A 21,423-nucleotide genomic window follows, 5' to 3' on the forward strand; every position below is an offset into this window, starting at 1 on the left:
CGGAACCGTCAGAAGGTGCAGGGGAGGTGTTTGATGCCGTTGATGAAGTTGGAGTAGAGGCGATCAGGACGACCTGTGGAGCGTAGGTCGGGGACTCGGGTGAACAGTTCGCGGAACATCACCGTGATCTCGCGGCGGGCCAGGTTCGCGCCCAGGCAGAAGTGGGGGCCGGGGCCGCCGAAGCCCACGTGGGGGTTGGGGGAGCGGGTGATGTCGAAGGTGTCGGGGTTGTCGAAGACGGCCTCGTCGCGGTTGGCCGAGTTATAGAACAGCAGGACCTTGTCGCCCGCCTTGTATTCGTGGCCGTTCATCTCGTGGTCCCGGGTCAGCGTGCGGCGGAACTGGATCACCGGGGTCGCCATCCGCACGATCTCCTCGACCGTGCCCGGGATGCGGGCCTCGAAGTCGTCCAGCAGCAACGCGCGCTGGTCCGGGTTGCGGGTCAGCAGGTGCAGGCCGTGCGCCATCGCGTTCCGGGTCGTCTCGTTGCCCGCCGCCACCAGCAGGATGAAGAACGAGCCGATCTCCTGGTCGGTCAGGGACTCGCCGTCGATGTTGGCCGTCACCAGCGCCGACACCAGGTCGTCGCCCGGGTCGCGACGTCGGCGGCGGGCCAGCTTCATCGCCAGGTGGTTCAGCTCGTAGCCCGCCGACAGGCCCTGCGCCAGGCCGTACAGCACGCTGCTGCGGGTGATGCCGTGCTCGGCGAAGCGGTGGCCGCCGCTGTACTCGGGGTCGCCGATCCCCAGGATGATGTTGGTCCGGTTGTAGACCATGGGGCGCACGGCGGCCGGGATGCCCATCATGTCGCAGATGACCTGCACGGGAAGGCGGGCGGCCACCTGCGTCACGAAGTCGCCGGGGCCGGTTTGTCGCAGGTCGTCCACGATCTGTGTCGCCGTTGTCTGGAGGTCGGTCTCCAGTTTGGCCAGCACGCGCGGGGTGAAGGCGCGGGAGACGATGCGGCGGATCTTGGCGTGCCGCGGGTCGTCCATGTTGATCATTGAGCCGAAGTACTTCGCCAGGTAGGGCGGCAGGTCGGCGATGCTGTTGGAGCACGGTTCGCTGCTGAACACCTCGGGGTTGCGGCTCGCCCCCACCACGTCGGCGTGCCTCACCAGGGCGTAGTAGCCCGCGCCGTTCTTGATGAACGGCAGCTTCAGCTCCGGGAAGAACGCCGGGTGCTCGCGGGCGCGCAGCGCCGCGAACGCCGCCTGGCGCTCGCGGCGGGGCAACGACCAGAAGCCCAGATCCGACAGGTTGATCTCGTCGTGCGCCAGCGTCGTCACGCCGCACCGTCCTCGGGGCCGGGAAGCCAGAACCTGGTTCGGTTTCCATGCAACCCAGGCCCCGGGGCGGCGTCAAGGGATCAGGCGGGGGCGATGATCCGGCGGTGCAGCACCGCGCGCTCCACGGCGGTCCACGTGGTGCTGGTCAGCAGGTAGACGCCCGCCGCCAGCGGCACGAACGCCGCGAAGACCACCGTGCCGAACGGCATGGCGCGCGCCACCCGCCCCATCGGGCCCTCGGCGGTCACGCGGCTGGACGTCCACCACGCGACGGCCGCCAGCAGCACGAGCAGCGCCAGGAACGTCAGCGACGGCGCGGAGAACACACCCATGCCCAGCACGCCCATCCAGTTCTGGCCCAGCGGCGCGGCCAGCAGCGTGTGCCCCAGCAGCAGGTTCTGGTGCCCGGCGATCGTCGCCGACATGAACACCCGGTACAGCACCATGAAGAACGGCGCCTGCGCGAACGCGGGGCCCATCCCCGCGAACATCGACACCCCTTCGGCGCGGTAGAGGGCCAGCGTCTCCTGCTGGAGCCGCTGCGGGTTCTTGGCGTACCTCTTCTGCAACTTCTGGATCTTGGGCATGAGCAGGGTCCGGGCGCGCTCGCCCTTGGCGGCCCGGATCGCGAGGGGGATCAGCAGGGACCGCACCGCCAGCGTGCAGATGATGATCGCGGCGGTGGCGGCCAGCTCTCCCGCGACGGGCGTCAGCGCGTCGGACAGGCCGTTGACCAGGGAGTACGCAGCGGACACGGGGGCGTCGAGCAAGAACATCGAGGGCCTTTCGGGAAAGGAAGAACAGGGCGCGTGCCGCTCAGGCGGCCGTGCTCTCCAGTCCCGGTGCCCTCGGCCGTGGCCGCCCCGCCGCGTCCGGGTCGCGCTGCGGCAGGAACGCCGTGCGCAACGTGCGTTCCCGCAGTGTCGTGCGCAGCCGCGCCAGCGCCGAGCGCGGCTCGCGCCCTGCGGCGGCCAGGTGCCGGGCCGCGAGCAGCAGCAGGCCCGCGACCGTCAGCGTGGCCAGCGCGGTCAGCACGCTCTGGCCCATCAGGAAGTCGCCCACGCCGATCAGCCGCAGCAGCGCGGCGAGGATCAGCGGCATGGCGGGCCCTTTCCCGGAGGCGGGTTCGTCCTATCGACGCGCCGGGGCGGCCGATGGTTCCTCACAGTAGTAGCAGCGACGAGAGGGCCGCCAGGACGGTGACGGCGGTCGTGCCGGTGATCCACGGCATCCGCGCGCCGATCGCCGCGTCCCGGTCGGGATCGCGGGCCCAGAACGTCAAGGCCGAGCTGAGCGCCCGGCCGCCGCCGAACGCCACGCCCGCCAGCACGCAGGCCACCGGCCCCTGATGGCTGAGCAGCAGGCCCAGCGCCAGCACGTAGGGGCTGCTCGCCGACACGTACGTGCGGACGCCCGTGCCCATCTCGAAGCCGAACTGCAACGACCCCCGCCGCAGCCGGAACTGCAACACCTCCTGCGGGATCTGCCGCGCGTTCTGCGGCAGCGGGATCGCCAGCCAGCCCAGCTCGCGCGCCACGCCCAACGCCGCGACCAGCACGATCGCCGCCGTCCTGACCCGTTCGGGCAGCGGTTCCGCCAGCCCGGACAACAACCAGATCACCGTCGCGCTGAGTGCGCCCCCGGCCAGCAGACCGAGGGTGAAAACGGCCAGGACCTCGCCCTGCCGTACCGGAGCCCGCCAACCTGGCGAGAACAGCACTGATTCGCTGTTACGCGTTCAAACGCTGCCCGACAGCGCGAACCCCGCCAGCGCCCCGACCGCCGCCCAGCACAGGACCGTCGCGTCCAGCGCGGCCGCCGCCACCGCCAGCAGCGCCAGGACCGCCACCGGCAGCAGCGGCTCGGTCAGGCCCCGGCGCAACCGCCCGGCGGTCAGTTGCGGCACGAGGTCGCCTTGCGGCAGATCGTCTTGTACCAGTTGCCGCGCTTGGACTTCTTCCAGCCGTCGTGGCAGCGCCAGGTCACGCCCCGGCGGCAGCTCCCGCAGCGGCTGGAGTACGACCACAACCAGCCGTCCCATCCGCTGCCGTAGCACTGGCTGGGACGCAGCTTGTAGCGGCCCGGGTCCGACACCCCGGACTTGTGGAAACCCTTGTACTTGCCGCTGGTCCGGCAGCACACCGAGCACACCAGGCTGGGCCCGCAGCCGGGGGAGCAGTTGTGGTTGCTCGCGTACGACGGGCAGCGCGGGTAGATGTCGTAGTAGCCGCGCGCGCTGTACCCGGCGGCGATCGCCTGCCGCGCGGGCGGGAACACCCCCAGCGCGTTCAGCCCCACCGTCGCGCCCGCCGCCGCCAGCCCGGCCAGCACGCCGCGCCGCGCCGGACGGAACCGGGGCGCGTCCTCGTGCAGCGCGCGCCGCCGCACCCGCTCGGCCCCGGCCGGACGCGGCCCGCTCAGCGGGGGCACGTCCTCCAGCTCGATCATCTCGCCACCTCCAGCTCCGTCAGCTCGCGCAGCGCCTCGGGCGAGCCCACCGGCTCGGCCGCGCGCACCCGCCCGGCCGCGTCCACCAGCACCGCGAACGGCGTGGCGGGCACCCGGTAGTCCTCGAACAATCCCGCCTGCTCGCCCGCCAGCACCGTGACCTCGGGGGCGAGGCCCTCCGGCGCGGCCCCGGCGAAGATCGCGTGCAGCGGGCGGCCCAGCCCGTCGGCCGCCGCCAGCACCTCGGCGCACACCCCGCAGTCGCGGTCCAGGAACAGCAGCAGCCCGGGGCCGAGCCGCTCGAACGCCGGGGCGCGCGTGCCCGGCGGCGGCCCCAGCTCCGACGGGCGCGGCGCGCCCTGCGACAGGGCGTGCACCTGCCGGACGAGACCGGCGACCACCAGGGCCAGCAGCCCGATCGCCAGCCACGACAGCAGCAGCGCGCTGGTCTGGAAACTCATCCGGCCGCGCTCCTCTCCTTGACGGTCAACGCTTGCGGGAGCGTCCACAGCAGCACCGCCAGGGTCGCGCCCGCGACGGCGACCACGGCCAGCTCACCGGCGCGGGACGGGAGCGTCCCGGCCGTCCCGGCGGCGGCGAGGACGGCCAGCGCGGCGGCCCGCACCGCCACCCACACCGTCATCGGCGTCCTGGCCCCGGCGCAGCCGCAGGGGACGCCCCGGCGCGTGCGCGCCACGTGCCCGCTGTAGGCGGCGTAGGCGACCAGCAGCGCCGCGCTCGCGATCAAGCCCGCGCGCAGCAGGACGGTCTCGCCGAGCAGAGCCCCGGCCGCGCCCGCGCCACCCGCCACGGCCTCCGCCACGATCACGACGGCCGCCACCGGGACGATCAACGTGTCCGGCACCGTGCGCTGGGCCCGCAGCGCCGCCGCCAGCGACCCCGGCCGCCGCAGCTGCCCGGCCAGCGACGCCAGCAGCACCAGCGGGACCGCCACCGCGGCGACCCCGGTCAGCAGCCCGCTCAACCCCGGACCGCCTCGATCGTCAGCTCCGCCAGCCGCCGTGGGGCCTCCCGCACCCGGTCCTCCTCCGGCAGCACCGTCACCAGCAGCGACCGCAGCGCCAGCAGGAAGTAGGGTCCCTGGCCCTCCACGGTGTCCTGGAACAGCTCGCCGCCCGCCACCGACGCGCCCCGCCAGCCCGGCAGCCGCCGCCGGGACCGCGCCGTCAGCGCGCTGATCTCCAGCAGGCCGAGGCCCGGGACCTCCTTGACCAGCTCGGCGGGCTCGGGCACCACGGCCCGGCCGCGCGGGACAGCGGTGATCCCGTCGTCGTGCTCGGTCAGGCGCAGCTTGCCGAAGAACGCCACGGCGTCGGCCGGGCGGCCGTGGTAAAGGTGCGTGAACACCGCGTGGCGGCGGCCTTCCCAGACGGCGGCGAGCACCGGGTCGTTGACGCCGGTGTCGGGGTCGCGGGCGGCGGTGTGGCCGACCCGCAGCCGCCCGCCCTGCACGCGGAACTCCTGCCGGAACCGGTCCACGCCGACGTCGTCGGCCCACGCCTCGGCGTCGGCGCGCGTCCCGCTGGAGATCTCGTGCAGCCGCTGCCCGTCGGCGACCTGCGCCACCGAGGTCCAGGGGCGGCCGAGATCGTGGGTCCCGGCCAGCCGGACGCGGGTGCCGTCCAGGGAGCGGTGTGTGACCTGTCGCCGCACTGCCAGGCCCTCCCAAATCGGGATGAATTGGTGTGACGCGGCTGACGGTACGCGCCCCGGGAGGCCCGCGGGCCAAACCTGCCGGAAGTGGCCACAGCGCGTTGAGCAGGTAAAGTCACGCCGTGAATCGTTCCAACCTCACCGTTCCCCCGGCCGGCACGCCCGCGCCCCAGCCGCACCCCGAAGCGCTGATCGGGGAGAAGCTCGGCCCGCACTACGCCCGCTGCTTCGGCTGCGGCCCCGACCACCCCACCGGGCTGCACCTGGAGGCCGTCAGCGACGACGGGCTCAGCGTTTCCGCGGAGTTCACCGTCGGCGCGGAGCACCAGGGCGCGCCCGGACTCGCCCACGGCGGCGTTTTGGCGACGGCCATGGACGAGGCGCTCGGTATGGTCGTCTGGCTGCTGCGCAAGCCCTATGTCACCGGGCGGCTGGAGACCGACTACCTGCTGCCGGTGCCGGTGGGCACCACGCTGCACATCCGGACCCGCTGCACCGGGGTCGTCGGCCGCAAGGCCTACCTGGAGGCCGAGGCCCGGATGGGCGCGCCCGACGGCCCGGTGGCCGTCCGGGGCGCGGCGTTGTTCGTCGAGGTGCCGGTCTCGCACTTCAGCGAGCACGGCGACGGCAGCGGCGGAATGGACCCCGAGCGTGAGGTGAACCCGTGAGCAAGGTGGACGTGCTGATCCGCCGCTTCGACCCCGACCTGCCGCTGCCCGCCTACGCCCACCCCGGCGACGCGGGCGCCGACCTGGTCGCGGCCGTGGACGTCGAGCTGCCCCCCGGCGAGCGCGCCGTCGTCCCCACCGGCATGGGGATCGCGCTGCCCGACGGGTACGCCGCCTTCGTGCACCCGCGGTCCGGTTTGGGCGCTAGGTTGGGGGTGACCATCGTCAACGCACCCGGTACGGTCGATGCCGGTTATCGGGGTGAGATCAGGGTGACCCTGCTGAACACCGACCCTCGCGAGACCGTCCGGCTGCGCCGCGGCGACCGCATCGCGCAGCTGGTCGTGCAGCGGGTGGAGCATGCGGTCTTCCACGAGGTCACCGAACTTCCCGGATCGTCTCGGGGCGCCGCTGGGTTCGGCTCCACCGGGGGATTCTCCCGGGATGATGAGCACAGTCGAGAAGGAGCGTGAGTCGTGGCTTTTGGACGTCGCCGGCAGGCCGATGAGCCCGCCAAGGAGCCCGAGCTGACCGACGAGGAGACCGTCGTGGAGGACGAGGCCCCCGCCAAGGCGGCTCCTGCCGAGGGCGGCCCCTGGGACTCCGAGGAGGAGCACCCCGAGTTGCAGCGCCTGGACTTCGGTTCCATGCAGGTGCCGATCGCGCCGGGGCTGGGCTTCCAGGTCAACTTCGAGGCCACCCAGGTGGACGAGGAGGGCAACCCCCTCGACGGCCGCCCGGTCGCGGTGCTGGTGCAGTACGAGGAGAGCGCGATGCAGCTCCAGGTGTTCGCCGCGCCCAAGCGCAGCGGTATCTGGGCGGACGTGCGGCGCGAGACGGCCACCGACATCCAGGAGGAGGCCGGCGGCCAGACCCAGGAGGGCGAGGGCCCGTTCGGTCCCGAGCTGCTGGCGATGGTCCCCGCCGCGCTGACCGAAGAGGTCCTGGCCGAGATGCCGGACGAGGTCAAGGAGCAGATCCCGGCCGAGTTCGTCGAGCAGGGTTGGGCGCCGCAGATCATCCGCTTCCTGGGCGTGGACGGCCCGCGCTGGTTCCTCCAGGCCGTGGTGCAGGGCGCCGCGATCGAGGACGAGGAGCAGTGGCAGGTCCTGGAGGACGTGTTCCGGGGCATCGTGGTGGTGCGCGGCGACGCGCCGATGCCGCCGCGCGAGCTGCTGGAGCTCCAGATCCCCAAGGAGTTCTCCGAGGCCGCCGAGGAGGGCGAGGAGAACGAGGAGACCTTCAACCCGTTCGAGCGCGGCCCGGAGATCACCGAGGTCCGCTGAGCGTGTCGCCTTCCGCCCGTCCCGGCCGTTCGGCCGGGGCGGGCGTCGGCTTTTCCAGGGCGCGGGCCCGGAGGTAGCGCTGCTCGGGGATGCTGGTGGTGAGGCGCGCGGCCGTCCGGTAGGCGGTCCGGGCCGCCTGGTGATCACCGGCGAGTTCCAGCAGGTGGGCCCGCACGGCGTGCAGCCGGTGGTGGGCGGCGAGACGCTCGTCGGCGGCCAGGGGCTCCAGCAGGGCCAGCCCGGCGCGCGGGCCCTCCGCCATGGCGACGGCCACGGCGTGGTTGAGGGTGACGACGGGGTTGGGGGCCATGCGCTCCAGCAGCCGGTACAGACGGACGATCTGGGGCCAGTCGGTGGCGGCGGCGTCCGGGGCGTCGGCGTGCACGGCGGCGATGGCGGCCTGGAGCTGGTAGGGGCCGAGCGGCCCGTGCGCCAGCGTCTCGCTGATCAAGGTAATGCCCTCATCCAGGGCGTCCCGGTTCCAGCGGGTGCGGTCCTGCTCGGCGAGGGGGATCAGGTCGCCGCCGGGGGTGGTGCGGGCCGGACGGCGAGCGTCGGTGAGCAGCATCAGGGCCAGCAGCCCGGCGACCTCGCCGTCACCGGGCAGCAGTTTCCGCAGGTCCCGGACGAGCCGGATCGCCTCCCGGGTGAGGTCGGCGCGGTGCAGGTCGGGGCCGGACGAGGCGGTGTAGCCCTCGTTGAAGATCAGGTAGAGGACGTGCAGGACGGCGGCCAGCCGTTCCGCCCGCTCGTGCTCGGGCGGCGGCCGGAACCGCGCGCCGGCCGCGCGGACGCGCTGCTTGGCGCGGCTGACGCGCTGCGCCATCGTCGCCTCGGGCACCAGGAAGGCACGGGCGATCTCGGCGGTGGTGAGGCCACCGACGGCGCGGAGCGTCAGCGCGATCTGCGACGGGACGGTCAGCGCCGGGTGGCAGCACAACATGAGCAGGGTCAACGTGTCGTCCGCCGGGAGTTCCTGATCAGCAGGCGGGGCCAGCAGCTCGTCGGCCGGGGTGCGGGCGGCCAGGGCGCGCTCGCGGTCGCGGGAGGCGCGCTCGCTGCGCAGCCGGTCGATCATCCGGCGGGAGGCGGCCCTGATCAGCCAAGCGAGCGGGTCGTCCGGCGTCCCCTCCGTCGGCCAGTGCAGGGCGGCGGCCAGCAGCGCCTCCTGCACCGCGTCCTCGGCGGTCTCGAACTCCCCGTACCGCCGCACGAGGGCGGCGAGGACCTGCGGCGCGAGGCGGCGCAGCAGGTCCTCGGTCATCCCGCGTCCACGATCGGGCGGATCTCCACCGCGCCGAACCGCGCGTCGGGGAAGCGCGCGGCGATCTCGGCGGCGCGCTCGGGAGACGCGCAGTCCAGCACGAAGTACCCGGCGAGCTGCTCCTTGGCCTCCAGATAGGGGCCGTCGGTGACAACCGTCGCCCGCACCGTGACGGTGCCGGCGGGATCGGCCAGCGCGACGCCGCCGACCAGCTCACCGGACTCGGAGATCTCCGCGAAGACGTCCTCGGCCCCCTGAATGATCTCCTCGCGCTCGGCCTGTGCCAGCGCCAGGAACTCCGGGTCCCGCTCGAACATGGGATGCTCCCAGCTCTCGGGATTGCTGTAGATCAGCAGGAGGTACTTCATCCTCACCCCATCCCGGCGACCCCGACGAGGTTGCCCTCGGGGTCGGTGAACCAGCCGACGACCAGGCCGCCGTCCGGCCCGCGCTCGGGCCCCAGCGCCCGCTTGCCGCCGAGGCTCTCGGCCTTGCGGAGGGCCTCCTCGACGTCGGGGACGGCGACGTAGAACATCGCGCGCGGCGTGACGTCCCCGCCCCCGCAGACACCACCGTAGATCCCGACGCCGTCCTCGGTGGTGAGCCGCCCGACGCCGCCGTACTCGCCGGGCGCGGACACGGCATCGGAGACGGCGTCGCCCATCTGGAACTCCCAGCCGAACAACTCGCCGTAGTAACCGCGCAGCCTGGCGGCGTCGGCACCGGCGATCTCGAAGTGCACCACGGGATGTCCCATGACCATGCTCCTCTCACAGACGCCCCGGATGGGCGCCCTGGTGCAGAGGACGGAGCCGCCGGGCCGTTCTCGACACCTCGCCCGGAGAAATCTTCGGCGGGGGATTGCCGGACGCCGCTCGCGGGAGGTCAATCGAGACATGTCGAAGAAGACCCGCAAACGCCGTTCCCGCAAGCGCAACAAGGCGAACAAGGGCAAGCGGCCCTGCGCCCGCCGCTAGCCGGAGATCATCTCGAAGGGCATGGCGTGGGTGACCCCGACCTGCCGCCCGGCCTCCGCCACGATGCCGCCCAGGAACGCCTCGGGGTCGAAGTCCTGTCCGAGATTGTCGAAGTAGACCTTGTGCGCCTTCAGTGAAGCGACGCCCGCCGCGAGATGCCCGGTCACGTCCACGTAGTGAGTGGGGTTCGGGGACGAGGCGAACAGCGCGAACCGGGTGCCCTGCCACGGCTCCAGCCCGAGATCGCGGAAGACCCAACGGTTGGCGGCGTCGCGGATAGCGTCGGCGACGGCGAGCCCCAGCACACGATGATCGGCCATGTTGAAGCCCTGCCCGCCGGGCCAGGTCTCGCGGTAGTTGAGCGAGATAACGACGTCGGGCCGGTGCCGCCGGATGGCCTCGGCGAGCACGCGGCGCAGCGGGAGCCCGTACTCCAGCGTGCCGTCGGGAAGATCCAGGAATTCGACGGTCTCGACGCCGACGGCCCGCGCGGCCTGCACCTGCTCGGCACTGCGGACGCGCGCGACCTCCTCGGGCTCCATCGAGTCGATCCCGGCCTCTCCGCGGGTGGCGAGGACCTCGACGACGGACTTGCCCTGCGAGGTCCACTTGGCGACGGCCGTCGAGCCGCCGTACTCCAGGTCGTCGGGATGCGCGACGATCGCGAGCGCCCGCTCCCAGTCCTCAGGTACCGGTTCCATGCCGCCATTCTGGCCGATCTTGTCCGCGCGACACGTGTTAGGGACGCGTTAAGGGGCGGGGCAGGGGCGCTAAGGGGGCGTTAAGAGGGGCGAAAGCGCAGGCAGGGGGCGTTTTACTCCTGGTGGCTCCGGCGATCCGGGGCCGGTGGATGTCCGGAGAGGAAAACGACCATGCACGACGTTGCCTTCGTCCTGCTGACGGTGGCGGTCTTCGCCCTGCTCGGCCTCGTGGTGAAGGGCGTGGAGAGGCTGTGAGCGCCGCGAACCTGGTCGGGCTGGTGCTGGCCGCCGGGCTGATCGTCTTTCTGATCGTCGCCCTGCTGTTCCCGGAGCGCTTCTCATCATGAGCAACGATGTCGCGGGGATCGTGTTCGTCGGGTCCCTCGTGCTCGCCCTGGCCGTGGTCTACCGGCCGCTGGGCGACCATATGTACCGCGTCTACGCAGGCACCCGGCACGCGCGGGTGGAGCGGGTGCTCTACCGCCTGATCGGGGTCCGGCCCGATGCCGAGCAGGGGTGGGCCGCGTACGCCCGCAGCGTGCTCGCCTTCTCGGCTGTGGGGATTCTCTTTCTGTACCTGTTCCAGCGGGTGCAGCAGTGGTTGTTGTTGTCGCTGGGGTTCGACGCCGTCAAGCCCGACCAGGCGTGGAACACCGCCGTCAGCTTCGTCACCAACACCAACTGGCAGTCCTACTCCGGCGAGTCCACGATGGGGCATCTGGTGCAGATGGCCGGGCTCGCCGTGCAGAACTTCGTGTCGGCGGCCGTCGGCATGTGCGTCGCCATCGCCCTGGTGCGCGGGTTCGCGCGCAGGAAGAGCGCGCAGCTCGGCAACTTCTGGGTCGATCTCGTGCGGGGGACGTTGAGGATCTTGCTGCCCATCGCGTTCGTGGGGGCCGTGCTGCTCATCGCCGGGGGCGTCGTCCAGAACTTCGGGGGTGGCGACGTTGTCCGGGGGCTTGGGGGCGGGCAGCAGGTCATTCCTGGTGGGCCGGTGGCTTCGCAGGAGGTCATCAAGGTCTTGGGGACGAACGGGGGCGGCTTCTACAACGCCAACTCCGCCCACCCCTTCGAGAACGGGACCGCCTGGACCAACTGGTTGCAGATCTTCCTCATCCTGCTGATCCCCTTCTCGCTCTGCCGCACCTTCGGGCGCATGGTCGGGCAGAACCGGCAGGGGTACGCCATCGCCGCCGTGATGGGTGTCATCGCCCTGGTCAGCGTGGGGTTGACGGCGGTTTTCCAAGCGCTGCACCACGGGACCGTGCCGGTGGCGGTGGGGGCCGCCACGGAGGGCGTCGAAGCCCGGTTCGGGGTCGTTGATTCGGCCGTCTTCGCGGCCGCGACAACGTTGACCTCGACCGGTGCCGTGGACTCCTTCCACGACTCCTACACCAGCCTCGGCGGCATGATGACGATGATCAACATGATGCTGGGCGAGGTCGCGCCCGGCGGCACCGGCTCCGGCCTGTACGGGATGCTCGTGCTCGCCGTCCTCACCGTCTTCGTCGCCGGGCTCATGGTCGGCCGCACGCCCGAGTACCTGGGCAAGAAGATCGGCGCCCGGGAGGTCAAGCTCGCCGCCGCCTGCTTCCTCGTCACGCCGCTGCTGGTGCTGACCGGCACCGCCGCCGCCATGGCCACCGAGAGCGGACGCGCCGGGATGCTCAACGACGGCGCGCACGGCTTCAGCGAGGTCCTCTACGCCTTCACCTCGGCCTCCAACAACAACGGGTCCGCGTTCGCCGGGCTCACCGTCAACACCGTCTGGTACGACACCGCGCTCGGCCTCTGCATGGCGCTGGGCCGATTCCTGCCGATCGTCTTCGTGCTGGCGCTCGCCGGTTCGCTCGCCCGGCAGGGGCACGCCCCCGCCTCCGAGGGCACGCTCCCCACGCACCGGCCGCAGTTCGTCGGCATGGTCGTCGGCGTGACCGTCGTGCTGGTCGCGCTCACCTTCCTCCCCGCGCTCGCGCTCGGGCCGCTGGCCGAAGGGATCCACTCATGACGACGCCGACGCTGAGCCCGGCCCTGCTGCTCCGGGCGCTGCCCGACGCGCTGCGCAAGCTCGACCCGCGCACCCTGTGGCGCAACCCCGTCATGCTGATCGTCGAGATCGGCGCGGCGTGGACCACCGTCCTCGCCGTGACCGACCCGAGCGTGTTCGCCTGGCTGATCGTGGCCTGGCTCTGGCTCACGGTGCTCTTCGCGAACCTCGCCGAGGCCGTCGCCGAGGGGCGCGGCAAGGCCCAGGCCGACTCGTTGCGCCGGGCCCGGCGCGACACCATGGCCCGGCGGCTGACCGGCGACGGCGAGGAGACGGTCGCCGCGTCCGAGCTGCGCCAGGGCGACCGGGTCGTCGTCGAGGCCGGGGAGGTCGTCCCCGGCGACGGCGACGTGGTCGAGGGCATCGCCAGCGTGGACGAGTCGGCCATCACCGGCGAGTCCGCGCCGGTGATCCGCGAGTCGGGCGGCGACCGCTCGGCGGTGACCGGCGGCACCCGGGTGTTGTCGGACCGCGTCGTCGTGGAGATCACCCAGCGGCCCGGCGAGAGCTTCGTCGACCGGATGATCGCGCTGGTGGAGGGGGCGAGCCGGCAGAAGACGCCCAACGAGATCGCGCTCAACATCCTGCTCGCCGCGCTGACCGTCATCTTCCTGCTGGCGGTCGCCACCCTCCAGCCGATGGCGATCTACGCCAAGGGCGGCAACCCCGGCGTCCCCGACACCGTGGCCCTGGACGGCGACGGCATCACCGGCGTGGTCCTGGTGTCGCTGGTCGTCTGCCTCATCCCCACCACGATCGGGGCGCTGCTGTCGGCGATCGGCATCGCGGGCATGGACCGCCTGGTCCAGCGCAACGTGCTGGCGATGAGCGGCCGCGCCGTCGAGGCCGCCGGGGACGTCGACACCCTGCTGCTCGACAAGACCGGCACCATCACGCTGGGCGACCGGCGGGCGTCGGCGTTCGTCCCGGTCGGCGGCGTCGGTGACAAGGAACTGGCCGACGCGGCACACCTTTCCAGCCTGGCCGACGAGACGCCCGAGGGCCGCTCGGTCGTCGCGTTCGCCCGGGAGCACCACGGCCTGCCCGAACGTTCGCCGGACGAGCTGGCCGGCGCCGTCTGGGTCCCCTTCTCCGCGCAGACCCGCATGTCGGGCGTGGACGTGGACGGCCGGACGCTCCGCAAGGGCGCGGCCGCCGCCGTCGCCGACTGGGTCCGCGCGTCCGGCGGCGACGTCCCCGCCGAGCTGGCCGCGCTGGTGGACGGCGTCTCGGCCTCCGGCGGCACCCCGCTGGTCGTCGGCGAGGCCGCGGACGGCGCCGCGCGCGTGCTCGGCGTCGTCCACCTCAAGGACGTCGTCAAGGACGGGATGCGCGAGCGCTTCGACCGGATGCGCCGGATGGGCATCCGCACCGTCATGATCACCGGCGACAACCCGGTGACGGCCCAGGCCATCGCCGCCGAGGCCGGGGTGGACGACTTCCTCGCCGAGGCGCGGCCCGAGGACAAGCTCGCGCTGATCAGGAAGGAGCAGGAGGGCGGGCGGCTGGTCGCGATGACCGGCGACGGCACCAACGACGCGCCCGCGCTGGCCAAGGCCGACGTCGGGGTGGCGATGAACACCGGCACCTCGGCCGCCAAGGAGGCCGGGAACATGGTCGACCTGGACTCCGACCCCACCAAGCTCATCGAGATCGTGGAGATCGGCAAACAGCTCCTCATCACCCGCGGCGCGCTGACCACCTTCTCCATCGCCAACGACGTCGCCAAGTACTTCGCGATCGTCCCGGCGCTGTTCACGGCCGTGTACCCGGGGCTCGCCGCCCTCAACGTCATGCGGCTGCACAGCCCGCAGTCGGCGATCCTGTCGGCGGTCGTGTTCAACGCGCTGGTCATCGTCGCGCTGATCCCGCTGGCGCTGCGCGGCGTCCGCTACCGGCCCGGGGGCGCGGCCGGGCTGCTCAGCCGCAACCTGTCGGTCTACGGGCTGGGCGGCGTCGTCGTCCCGTTCGCCGGCATCAAGCTCATCGACCTCGTCGTCCAGTTCCTTCCGGGGATGTCCTGACATGTTGCCCACGTGGATTCGCCACCATCTCGCCGCGCTGCGCGCGCTGCTGCTGTTCACCGTGCTGCTTGGCGTCGTCTATCCGCTGGCGGTGTTCGCCGTCGGGCGGGTGCCGGGGCTGGCGGCGAAGGCCGACGGCTCGGTCGTCACGGTGGAGGGGAGGGTGGTTGGCAGCTCAAGCCTCGGCCAGTCGTTCACCGACGCTGATGGGAAGCCGCTCAGGCAGTACTTCCAGAGTCGTCCGTCCAACGCCGGTGACGGCTACGACCCCACCGCGTCCTCGGCGGGCAACCTCGGGCCGGAAAGCGTCGTCGACTCCACAGAGGCCCCGAGCCTGCTCACCCAGGTCTGCGCGCGCAGCAAGGCCGTCGGTGAACTGGAGGGGGTGAGCGGCGCGCGGCCGTTCTGTACGCCGGGCGGCGTCGGCGCGGTGCTGGCGGTGTTCGGCGACCGCGCCAAGGACGGCACCGTTCCGCGCCCGACGCGCGTGGTCAGCGTGAACGAGCAGGAAGGTGTGGCGAAGGCTCCCTTCGCCGCGACCTACCGGGGCGTGCGCGTCGAGCTGGCCAGGGTTGGTGAGGACTACGCGAAGGGCCTGGTCGTTCCGATCAAGGGCGACGCTCCCGCGCGGCCTGCTGTGCCCGCCGACGCGGTCACCGCCAGCGGCAGCGGCCTCGATCCGCACATCTCGCCGGAGTACGCCGCCCTCCAGATCAAGCGGGTCGCGCAGGCCCGAAGAGTCGCTCCGGCGCAGGTGGCCGCGCTCGTCAGGAACAACCGGACGGGTCGGGCGCTCGGCTTCATGGGCGAGCCCGCCGTCAACGTCCTCACCCTCAACATCGCCCTCGACCGGCGCTTCCCAGTGAATGGAGCAGACTGATGGCATGGGGGAGACGAGGAGAAGCCGTAAGCGACTCGTGCTGGCGCTGGTGGTGCCGTTCGCCGTGCTGGCGGTGATGCTCGCCGCCACGCTCACCCGGGGTGGTGACGACAGCGCCGAGGACGACGGGGGAGCCGCGATCGAGGAGGTCGAGGCGCCCTCGTCGCCGCAGGCCACCCCCACCTGGGCAGGCCCGACGCCCCCGCCCGACGACCGGGCCCTGTTCAGCGGCAGCGACTCCGCGCCGGTCACGATCGTCGAGTTCGGCGACTTCCAGTGCCCCAAGTGCGGCACGTTCGCCCGCACGATCAAGCCCGAGCTGAAGCGCCGCTACGTGGACACCGGCGTGGTGCGGTTCATCTGGCGGGACTTCCCGACCTTCGGCAAGGAGTCCGAACGCGCCGCCCGCGCCTCGCGCGCGGCGGCGCGGCAGGGGAAATTCTGGCAGTTCCACGACGCGCTGTACGCGCGCCAGTCCAAGCGCATGAACAGCGGAAAGATCGACGACGGGTTCCTGCGCGACATCGCCCGTACCGCCGGGCTGGACGTGGCGCGCTTCGACACCGACCGCCGGTCCGCGGCCGTCCGCAAGGCCGTGGAGGACGACTTCGGGTTCGGGCAGCGGCTCGGCGTCCCCGGCACGCCCGCCTTCCTCATCAACGGCTCGCCGTTCTTCGGCGCGCAACCCCTCAAGGAGTTCGAGAAGGCGATCGAGAAGGCCCGCGTCGAGAAATAGGGGACTTTCCCCTACCTCACCAGGAGGGTTGAGCCCATCGGCCCGCGCCCGCGCCGTCCATAGCGTCGTTCCCACCAGCCCACAGGGAAGGAACGGCGATGTACGAGGGAACAGGTGAGGCGCTCCGCCTGGAGGCGGTGCGCAAGGTCTACGGCGACGACGCCAACCGGGTGACCGCGCTGGACGGCGTCTCGCTGGCGCTGCCCGCCGGGTCGTTCACGGCGGTGATGGGGCCGTCCGGCTCCGGCAAGAGCACGCTGCTGCACTGCGCCGCCGGGCTCGACCGGCCCGACGGCGGCCGGGTGTTCGTGGACGGCGCGGAGCTGCCCGGCGGCTCGGAGGCCGCGCTGACCAGGTTCCGGCGCGGCCGGGTCGGGTTCGTGTTCCAGCACTTCAACCTGCTGCCGACGCTGGACGTGCTCCAGAACGTGACGCTGCCGCTGCGGCTCGCGGGCCGCCGCGCCGACCGCACCCGGGCCCGCGCCGTCCTGGAGCGGGTCGGCCTCGGCGACCGGCTGCACCACCTGCCCGCCGAGCTGTCGGGCGGCCAGCAGCAGCGCGTCGCCATCGCCCGCGCGCTGGTCACCGAGCCGAAGGTGGTCTTCGGCGACGAGCCGACCGGCGCGCTGGACACCCGCAGCGCCCGCCAGGTGCTCGGGCTGCTCCAGGAGGCGGTGCGGGTGCACGGGCGGACCGTCGTCATGGTCACCCACGACCCGGTCGCCGCCTCCTACGCCGACGCGGTGCTGTTCCTGACCGACGGCCGGATCGTCGGGCACGTGGCGCGTCCCACCGCCGAGCAGATCGCGGAGCGGATGACCCACCTGGCCGAGGCCGCCGAGCGGTCCGCGTTCGCGACGGAGGCATGACGATGGTCGCGCTGGCCCTGCGCACCCTGCGGCACCGCGCCGGAGGTTCGGCCGCGAGCTTCCTGGCGCTGCTGTTCGGCGCGACCGTGCTGATGGCGTTCGCCTCGATGCTGGACGTGGCGATCGCGGGCGACGCGCGCGGCTCGGCCCGCGAGACGCTGGTGCTGATGGCCACCGTCGTCGGCGGCTGGGGACTGATGCTGGTGGTGCTGGCCGTGGTGTCGACGCTGACGCTGGCGGTGCGGCAGCGCGCCGCCGAGACCGCGCTGCTGAAGAGCCTCGGCGCGACCCCGGCGCGGCTCGCGCGGGCGATCGTTGGGGAGGCCGCCGTGCTGGCGCTGCTCGCCGGGGCGCTGGCCGTCGTGCCGGGCGTGCTGGCGGGACGCGGCCTGCTGGCGCTGCTGCACTCCACCGACCAGGTGCCGGAGGACATCGGCTACACGTTCGGGCCGCTCGCGCCCGTCATGGGGATCGGGATCGTGCTGGTCGCGGCGGTGCTGGCGGCGCTGGTCACCGCGCGCCGCACCACGCGCGGCCCGGTCGTGGAGTCGATCAACGACGCCGAGACCGGCCGCACGCGGATGAGCAAGAAGCGCATGGTGGCGGCGGGGCTGTTCCTGGCCCTGGGCGTGGACCTGGCGGTCGTCACCGCGACCGTCATGCGCGACGAGGCGGAGGCCGCCATAGCGACGGCCGGGCAGGCCGACATCCTCGCGTCGATCGGGCTGGCGCTGCTGGCCCCGGTGCTGGTGCGGCGGGCGGTGGGGCTGCTGGCGGGGCCGCTGCGCCTGGCCGGGGTCGCAGGCGAGCTGGCGGCGGCGGGGCTGCGCCGCCGGACGGGGCAGGCCGCGGCCGTGGTGACGCCGATCGTGCTGTTCACAGGCATCGGGATCGGGACGTTGTACATGCAGGCGACCGAGAACGCGGCGGCGAAGGCGGCCGGGACGGCGGCCGCCGCCGAGCAGGAGAACGTGCAGACCCTGAACCTGGTGGTCATCGGGATGATCGTGGCGTTCACCGCGCTGATGGTGGTCAACACGCTGATCGCCGCGACCGCGCACCGCCGCCGCGAGTTCGGGCAGCAGCGGCTGGCGGGGGCGACGCCGGGCCAGGTGCTGGGCGCGGCGGCGGTGGAGGGGACGGTGCTGGCCCTGGTGGGGCTGGCGTGCGGGACGGTCGCGTCGCTGTTCACGATCATGCCGTTCGGGTCGGTCCGGGGTGGGAGCGTGGTGCCGGAGGGCGGTCCGTGGATCTATCTGGGCATGGCGGCGGTGGCGTTCGCGCTGACGCTGGGGACGGCGCTGGGAGCGACGCGGCGGGCGTTGCGGACTCCGGCGGTGGTGGCGGTGGCGGCGTCCTGATGTTGCTTTCGCGCCCGTCTCTCGCCGCCAGGTGAGGGGCGGGCGCAGCCGTTTCCCTTGTGCTCTTCTTGTCTCGCTCGCATACTGGGTGAGTACTCACTCAGTGAGGGGAGCGGGCCATGACCGACACCGTCGAGGCCGCGCACGGCATGCGTCCGGGTCCGGGGGCACGGCTGGTCTCGGGCGTGCTGGGCTTCTGGACGCACGGTCGGCGCGTCGAGCGTGTCTGCTACGTGGTCGGCGGGCTGCTCCTGCTCTCCGGGCTGCTGCATCTGGGCGTGTTCGCGGTGGACGGCGGGCCGTGGGAGGGGCCGGTGTCGTGGCGGAAGCCCGTCACGTTCGGGCTGTCGTTCGGCCTGACGCTGATCACGATCGCGTGGGTGGCGTCGTTCGTGCCGCTGGGGGAGCGGGCGCGCCGCGTGCTGCTGGGGGTGTTCGCGGGTGCGTGCGTCGTCGAGGTCGCGCTGATCACGTTGCAGGGCTGGCGGCGCGTGCCGTCCCACTTCAACATGGAGACCGGCTTCGACACGGCCGTGTCGCGGGTGCTGGCGGCGGGCGGGGCCGTGCTGATCGTGACGCTGGTCTGGCTCACCACCGCCGCCTTCCGCCGGGACGGCAGGGATGGCCGGGACGGCCGGGACGGTTGGGGCGCGCCCAGCATGCGGCTGGCGGTCCGCGCGGGTCTGGCGGCGCTGATGGTGGCGCTGGCCACCGGCGCGGCGATGATCGCGCGCGGGGTCGTCCAGGTGACGACCGGCCACCAGGAGACCGCCTACCACGTGGCGGGGGCGCTGAAGCCAGCGCACGCGGTCACGATGCACGCCGTGCTGGTGCTGCCCGCACTGGCGTGGTTGCTGACCTTCACCCGCCTGCCGGAGGCGCGCCGCGTCCGCGCGGTCGCGCTCACGACGGGGCTTTACGCGGCCGTCGCGGTGGTGGTGACGGCCTGGTCGCTGGTCGCCTTCGTCACGGCCTGAGTGCGGCATACTGCGCACTCACCGACGTGGGGGTGGGTGCGCGATGGCAGGGGAGCGGGCGAGACCGGGAGAGCCGGAGGGGTCGGGGGAGACGCAGCGGGAGAGGCCGGGAGAGCAGGAGCGGCTGAGGGAACGGGGCCGGATCGTGATGCCGGCGGTCTTCGAGGCCGCCGAGCGGGCCGAGCCCACGAAGAAGGCGCAGCGCGGCCTGGAACCGGTCCGCGACCCGTCCGAGGTCGCCGCGCCCGGCACCGCCGACCGCCCCGGCTGGGACGACGACGAGATCGGCAGCGCCGCGCAGGCCGCGCCGCCCGGCGTCGCGCACTCCAGCGCCGTGATGGCGGTCGGCACGGTCTTCTCCCGGCTCACCGGCTTCCTGCGCACCACCGTGATCGCCGCCGCGCTGGGCGGTGACCTGCTCGCCGACTCCTACCAGGTCGCCGAGATGATCCCCTACCAGGTGTACGAGCTGCTACTCGGCGGCTTGCTGGCCAGCGTGTTCGTGCCGTTCCTGGTGAAGCGCCGCAAGCTCGGCGCGGCGGACGGCGAGGCGGCCGAGCAGCGGCTGCTCACGGCCGCGCTGCTGGGCCTGACCGTGCTGACGGCGCTGGCGGTGGCGCTGGCCGGGCCGCTGGTGGCCGCCTACGCCGACGGCTACACGGGCCGCCAGCGCGAGGTGACGGTGCTGCTGACGCGCTGGTTGCTGCTTCAGGTCCTGTTCATCGGGATCAGCGGCATCGCGAGCGCGATGCTGAACGCGCGCAACCGGTTCGGCAGCCCGATGTGGGCGCCGGTCGTCAACAACCTGATCACCATGGGCGCGGGGCTGGTGTTCCTGGCCGTCGCGGGACCGGGCCGTGACCTGAACACGGTGACCGACGGCGAACTGAGCCTGCTGGCGGCCGGGTCCACCCTCGGGACCGTGCTCCAGGGGCTGGTGCTGGCGTGGGCGTTGTGGCGGGCGGGGTTCCGGTGGCGGCCGAGGTTGGATCTGCGGGGTTCAGGCTTCGGGGAGGCGGTGCGGAACGCGGCCTGGATGCTGGTCTACATCGGGGTGTCGCAGACGGCGCTGCTGGTGACGGTGAACGTGGCGACGCGAGCGGGCAAGCGGGCGGCGCTGGAGGGCCACCAGTTCGCGGGGCCGGCCGTCTACAAGTTCGCGATGGTGGTCTTCCAGCTGCCGTACGCGATCATCGCGGTGTCGGTGATCACGGCGCTGCTGCCCCGGATGAGCGCGCACGTGGCGGACGGCCGCCGCGACCTGGTGCGGACGGACTTCTCGCGGGGCGTGCGCTTGTCGGCGGCGTTGCTGGTTCCGGCGGGACTGGGGTTGTTGGTGCTGGCGGTGCCGGTGTGCGTGCTGCTGTTCGCGCATGGGCGGATGCCGGTGGCAGGGGCCGAGCGGGTCGGGCACATCTTGATGGTGTTCGCGGTGCTGCTGATGCCGTTCGTGCTGTTCCAGCTGCAGATGAGGGTGTTCTACGCGCTGGGCGACACACGGACACCGGGCTTGCTGGCGATTCCAGCGGGCCTGGTGCAGGTGGCGGTGGCGCTGGCGGCGTTGAAACTGGCACCGCCGGAGGATGTGGTGTTGTGGCTGCCGGTCGCTTATGGGTTGTTCTATTTGGTGGGGACGGCTGGGGCGACGTGGGTGCTGCGGCGGAGGTTGCGGGGGATGGACGGACGCCGGATTTTGCGGTCGTTGGGGTTGCTGCATTTGGCGGCGGTGCCGGGGGTGGTTTTCGCGGTGGGGGCTGTGTGGGGGTTTGGGCAGGCGGGCGAGGGTTGGTGGTCGGTGGTGGGGGCGATTGTGGTGGGTGGAGTGGGGGGTGGATTGTTGTATTTGGGGGTGGCGAAGGTGTTGAGAATTGCGGAGGTTGGTTACTTTTTGGGCATTGTGCGGAGTCAGGTGGGGAGGATTGGTTAATGGGAGAACTTTGGGTTCTGTGCTCGACCCACGACTCCAGCCCTGCGCCCTTTTGCCGGTGCCGTGCGCTCCGCGCCAAAGCCAGCGCTCCGCGCTAAAGGCACGCTCCGCACCAAGCTCACGCTCCGCGTTAAAGGCACGCTCCGCGCCACTACCTGAACCCGCGCTGCGCGCGTGTCCAAAGACGCCAGCCCCGTGCCCTGCACCCGACCAACAACCCCAGCCCGCGCCCCGCGCGTGACCAAGAACCTCAGCCCCGTGCCCGAACCCATCACAGCGACCCTGGCCCCCGGGG

Annotated in this window: 26 protein-coding genes; 13 read left to right on the forward strand and 13 right to left on the reverse strand. The window is 72.5% G+C overall.

Annotated elements, in window-relative coordinates:
• Positions 1–8: 8 nt before the first annotated feature.
• The 9 genes from AH6_RS33975 to AH6_RS34010 all read right to left on the reverse strand — a co-directional run bounded on the left by AH6_RS33975 (position 9) and on the right by AH6_RS34010 (position 5,411).
• Positions 9–1,289 (reverse strand): cytochrome P450, encoded by a 1,281-nt coding sequence (locus AH6_RS33975; protein ID WP_067488428.1) that lies wholly within the window; start codon positions 1,287–1,289, stop codon positions 9–11.
• Between the two features lie 80 nt (positions 1,290–1,369).
• Positions 1,370–2,065 carry a YidC/Oxa1 family membrane protein insertase gene (locus tag AH6_RS33980; protein ID WP_067488430.1) on the reverse strand — a complete coding sequence of 232 codons (696 nt, stop codon included), beginning with the start codon at positions 2,063–2,065 and terminating at the stop codon, positions 1,370–1,372.
• Positions 2,066–2,105: 40 nt separating this feature from the next.
• Entirely contained in the window at positions 2,106–2,390 is a 285-nt protein-coding gene (locus AH6_RS33985; protein WP_067488432.1) for a DUF6412 domain-containing protein, read from the reverse strand.
• Positions 2,391–2,451: 61 nt separating this feature from the next.
• Positions 2,452–3,009, reverse strand: coding sequence for a hypothetical protein (locus AH6_RS33990; RefSeq protein WP_067488434.1), 558 nt, complete (start codon positions 3,007–3,009; stop codon positions 2,452–2,454).
• Positions 3,010–3,027: 18 nt separating this feature from the next.
• A complete protein-coding gene (locus AH6_RS44880) occupies positions 3,028–3,195 on the reverse strand; it encodes a hypothetical protein (protein WP_169807957.1) in 168 nt (55 codons plus the stop codon).
• Positions 3,183–3,737, reverse strand: a complete 555-nt coding sequence (locus AH6_RS33995; protein ID WP_067488436.1) for a hypothetical protein — start codon at positions 3,735–3,737, stop codon at positions 3,183–3,185. The genes AH6_RS44880 and AH6_RS33995 overlap by 13 nt, the downstream gene beginning before the upstream one ends.
• Positions 3,734–4,198, reverse strand: a complete 465-nt coding sequence (locus AH6_RS34000; RefSeq protein ID WP_067488438.1) for a thioredoxin domain-containing protein — start codon at positions 4,196–4,198, stop codon at positions 3,734–3,736. The genes AH6_RS33995 and AH6_RS34000 overlap by 4 nt, the downstream gene beginning before the upstream one ends.
• Positions 4,195–4,722: a MauE/DoxX family redox-associated membrane protein gene (locus AH6_RS34005; RefSeq protein ID WP_067488440.1), complete on the reverse strand. Its 528-nt coding sequence runs from the start codon at positions 4,720–4,722 to the stop codon at positions 4,195–4,197. Before AH6_RS34005 ends, AH6_RS34000 begins: the two co-directional genes overlap by 4 nt.
• Entirely contained in the window at positions 4,719–5,411 is a 693-nt protein-coding gene (locus AH6_RS34010) for a hypothetical protein (RefSeq protein ID WP_067488442.1), read from the reverse strand. The genes AH6_RS34005 and AH6_RS34010 overlap by 4 nt, the downstream gene beginning before the upstream one ends.
• A gap of 122 nt (positions 5,412–5,533) precedes the next feature.
• On the opposite strand from AH6_RS34010, the gene AH6_RS34015 reads away from it, so the two are divergent.
• From AH6_RS34015 to AH6_RS34025, 3 genes are read left to right on the forward strand one after another with little or no spacing between them, the layout of a single operon-like run.
• On the forward strand, positions 5,534–6,079 hold the full coding sequence (locus AH6_RS34015; RefSeq protein ID WP_067488444.1) for a PaaI family thioesterase: 546 nt from the start codon (positions 5,534–5,536) through the stop codon (positions 6,077–6,079).
• On the forward strand, positions 6,076–6,552 hold the full coding sequence (gene dut, locus AH6_RS34020) for a dUTP diphosphatase (RefSeq protein WP_067488446.1): 477 nt from the start codon (positions 6,076–6,078) through the stop codon (positions 6,550–6,552). Before AH6_RS34015 ends, dut begins: the two co-directional genes overlap by 4 nt.
• Positions 6,553–6,555: 3 nt before the next feature.
• Positions 6,556–7,365: a DUF3710 domain-containing protein gene (locus AH6_RS34025; RefSeq protein WP_067488448.1), complete on the forward strand. Its 810-nt coding sequence runs from the start codon at positions 6,556–6,558 to the stop codon at positions 7,363–7,365.
• On the opposite strand, the gene AH6_RS34030 is transcribed toward AH6_RS34025, so the two are convergent.
• The 3 genes from AH6_RS34030 to AH6_RS34040 are packed head-to-tail and all read right to left on the reverse strand — an operon-like array spanning position 7,349 to position 9,386.
• Positions 7,349–8,629: an RNA polymerase sigma factor gene (locus AH6_RS34030; protein ID WP_083983753.1), complete on the reverse strand. Its 1,281-nt coding sequence runs from the start codon at positions 8,627–8,629 to the stop codon at positions 7,349–7,351. The genes AH6_RS34025 and AH6_RS34030 overlap by 17 nt on opposite strands.
• Positions 8,626–8,997, reverse strand: coding sequence for a YciI family protein (locus AH6_RS34035; protein ID WP_067488451.1), 372 nt, complete (start codon positions 8,995–8,997; stop codon positions 8,626–8,628). Before AH6_RS34035 ends, AH6_RS34030 begins: the two co-directional genes overlap by 4 nt.
• A gap of 2 nt (positions 8,998–8,999) precedes the next feature.
• Positions 9,000–9,386, reverse strand: a complete 387-nt coding sequence (locus AH6_RS34040; protein ID WP_067488453.1) for a VOC family protein — start codon at positions 9,384–9,386, stop codon at positions 9,000–9,002.
• A 139-nt stretch (positions 9,387–9,525) separates the two neighbouring features.
• Between AH6_RS34040 and AH6_RS47155 the strand changes: the two genes are divergently transcribed.
• The gene (locus AH6_RS47155) at positions 9,526–9,606 is read left to right on the forward strand and encodes a 50S ribosomal protein bL37 (protein WP_373861848.1); all 81 of its coding nucleotides are present in this window, start codon (positions 9,526–9,528) and stop codon (positions 9,604–9,606) included.
• On the opposite strand, the gene AH6_RS34045 is transcribed toward AH6_RS47155, so the two are convergent.
• A complete protein-coding gene (locus AH6_RS34045) occupies positions 9,603–10,307 on the reverse strand; it encodes a PIG-L deacetylase family protein (protein WP_067488455.1) in 705 nt (234 codons plus the stop codon). The two genes, AH6_RS47155 and AH6_RS34045, sit on opposite strands and share 4 nt — an antisense overlap.
• A gap of 251 nt (positions 10,308–10,558) precedes the next feature.
• Here AH6_RS34045 and kdpF point away from each other — a divergent pair, with 251 nt between their 5' ends.
• From kdpF to murJ, 9 genes are all read left to right on the forward strand, one after another.
• Positions 10,559–10,654: a K(+)-transporting ATPase subunit F gene (gene kdpF, locus AH6_RS44350; RefSeq protein WP_067488457.1), complete on the forward strand. Its 96-nt coding sequence runs from the start codon at positions 10,559–10,561 to the stop codon at positions 10,652–10,654.
• Positions 10,651–12,315, forward strand: coding sequence for a potassium-transporting ATPase subunit KdpA (gene kdpA / locus AH6_RS34055; RefSeq protein ID WP_067488459.1), 1,665 nt, complete (start codon positions 10,651–10,653; stop codon positions 12,313–12,315). Before kdpF ends, kdpA begins: the two co-directional genes overlap by 4 nt.
• Positions 12,312–14,378 (forward strand): potassium-transporting ATPase subunit KdpB, encoded by a 2,067-nt coding sequence (gene kdpB, locus AH6_RS34060; RefSeq protein WP_067488461.1) that lies wholly within the window; start codon positions 12,312–12,314, stop codon positions 14,376–14,378. Before kdpA ends, kdpB begins: the two co-directional genes overlap by 4 nt.
• A gap of 1 nt (position 14,379) precedes the next feature.
• Positions 14,380–15,258, forward strand: a complete 879-nt coding sequence (locus AH6_RS34065; RefSeq protein WP_067488463.1) for a potassium-transporting ATPase subunit C — start codon at positions 14,380–14,382, stop codon at positions 15,256–15,258.
• Positions 15,259–15,262: 4 nt separating this feature from the next.
• Positions 15,263–15,994, forward strand: coding sequence for a DsbA family protein (locus tag AH6_RS34070; protein WP_169807958.1), 732 nt, complete (start codon positions 15,263–15,265; stop codon positions 15,992–15,994).
• Positions 15,995–16,092: 98 nt separating this feature from the next.
• Complete coding sequence (locus AH6_RS34075; RefSeq protein WP_067488467.1) at positions 16,093–16,863, forward strand: ABC transporter ATP-binding protein; 771 nt, start codon at positions 16,093–16,095, stop codon at positions 16,861–16,863.
• Positions 16,860–18,224 (forward strand): FtsX-like permease family protein, encoded by a 1,365-nt coding sequence (locus tag AH6_RS34080; RefSeq protein WP_067488469.1) that lies wholly within the window; start codon positions 16,860–16,862, stop codon positions 18,222–18,224. The genes AH6_RS34075 and AH6_RS34080 overlap by 4 nt, the downstream gene beginning before the upstream one ends.
• A 119-nt stretch (positions 18,225–18,343) precedes the next feature.
• Positions 18,344–19,201 carry a hypothetical protein gene (locus AH6_RS34085; RefSeq protein WP_174555150.1) on the forward strand — a complete coding sequence of 286 codons (858 nt, stop codon included), beginning with the start codon at positions 18,344–18,346 and terminating at the stop codon, positions 19,199–19,201.
• Between the two features lie 148 nt (positions 19,202–19,349).
• On the forward strand, positions 19,350–21,128 hold the full coding sequence (murJ, locus tag AH6_RS34090; RefSeq protein ID WP_083983758.1) for a murein biosynthesis integral membrane protein MurJ: 1,779 nt from the start codon (positions 19,350–19,352) through the stop codon (positions 21,126–21,128).
• The last annotated feature ends 295 nt before the right edge of the window (positions 21,129–21,423 follow it).

The organism is Actinomadura hibisca NBRC 15177 (assembly GCF_001552635.1).
Lineage (GTDB): Bacteria > Actinomycetota > Actinomycetes > Streptosporangiales > Streptosporangiaceae > Spirillospora > Spirillospora hibisca.

What these genes read in the sequence shown, in the direction of transcription:
- AH6_RS33980 (WP_067488430.1), bottom strand. Translation starts at nt 2,065, where the DNA reads ATGTTCTTGCTCGACGCCCCCGTGTCCGCTGCGTACTCCCTGGTCAAC.
- AH6_RS33985 (WP_067488432.1), bottom strand. Translation starts at nt 2,390, where the DNA reads ATGCCGCTGATCCTCGCCGCGCTGCTGCGGCTGATCGGCGTGGGCGAC.
- AH6_RS33995 (WP_067488436.1), bottom strand. Translation starts at nt 3,737, where the DNA reads ATGATCGAGCTGGAGGACGTGCCCCCGCTGAGCGGGCCGCGTCCGGCC.
- AH6_RS34000 (WP_067488438.1), bottom strand. Translation starts at nt 4,198, where the DNA reads ATGAGTTTCCAGACCAGCGCGCTGCTGCTGTCGTGGCTGGCGATCGGG.
- AH6_RS34030 (WP_083983753.1), bottom strand. Translation starts at nt 8,629, where the DNA reads ATGACCGAGGACCTGCTGCGCCGCCTCGCGCCGCAGGTCCTCGCCGCC.
- AH6_RS34035 (WP_067488451.1), bottom strand. Translation starts at nt 8,997, where the DNA reads ATGAAGTACCTCCTGCTGATCTACAGCAATCCCGAGAGCTGGGAGCAT.
- AH6_RS34040 (WP_067488453.1), bottom strand. Translation starts at nt 9,386, where the DNA reads ATGGGACATCCCGTGGTGCACTTCGAGATCGCCGGTGCCGACGCCGCC.
- AH6_RS47155 (WP_373861848.1), top strand. Translation starts at nt 9,526, where the DNA reads ATGTCGAAGAAGACCCGCAAACGCCGTTCCCGCAAGCGCAACAAGGCG.
- AH6_RS34045 (WP_067488455.1), bottom strand. Translation starts at nt 10,307, where the DNA reads ATGGAACCGGTACCTGAGGACTGGGAGCGGGCGCTCGCGATCGTCGCG.
- kdpA (WP_067488459.1), top strand. Translation starts at nt 10,651, where the DNA reads ATGAGCAACGATGTCGCGGGGATCGTGTTCGTCGGGTCCCTCGTGCTC.
- kdpB (WP_067488461.1), top strand. Translation starts at nt 12,312, where the DNA reads ATGACGACGCCGACGCTGAGCCCGGCCCTGCTGCTCCGGGCGCTGCCC.
- AH6_RS34065 (WP_067488463.1), top strand. Translation starts at nt 14,380, where the DNA reads ATGTTGCCCACGTGGATTCGCCACCATCTCGCCGCGCTGCGCGCGCTG.
- AH6_RS34070 (WP_169807958.1), top strand. Translation starts at nt 15,263, where the DNA reads ATGGGGGAGACGAGGAGAAGCCGTAAGCGACTCGTGCTGGCGCTGGTG.
- AH6_RS34075 (WP_067488467.1), top strand. Translation starts at nt 16,093, where the DNA reads ATGTACGAGGGAACAGGTGAGGCGCTCCGCCTGGAGGCGGTGCGCAAG.
- AH6_RS34080 (WP_067488469.1), top strand. Translation starts at nt 16,860, where the DNA reads ATGACGATGGTCGCGCTGGCCCTGCGCACCCTGCGGCACCGCGCCGGA.
- AH6_RS34085 (WP_174555150.1), top strand. Translation starts at nt 18,344, where the DNA reads ATGACCGACACCGTCGAGGCCGCGCACGGCATGCGTCCGGGTCCGGGG.
- murJ (WP_083983758.1), top strand. Translation starts at nt 19,350, where the DNA reads ATGCCGGCGGTCTTCGAGGCCGCCGAGCGGGCCGAGCCCACGAAGAAG.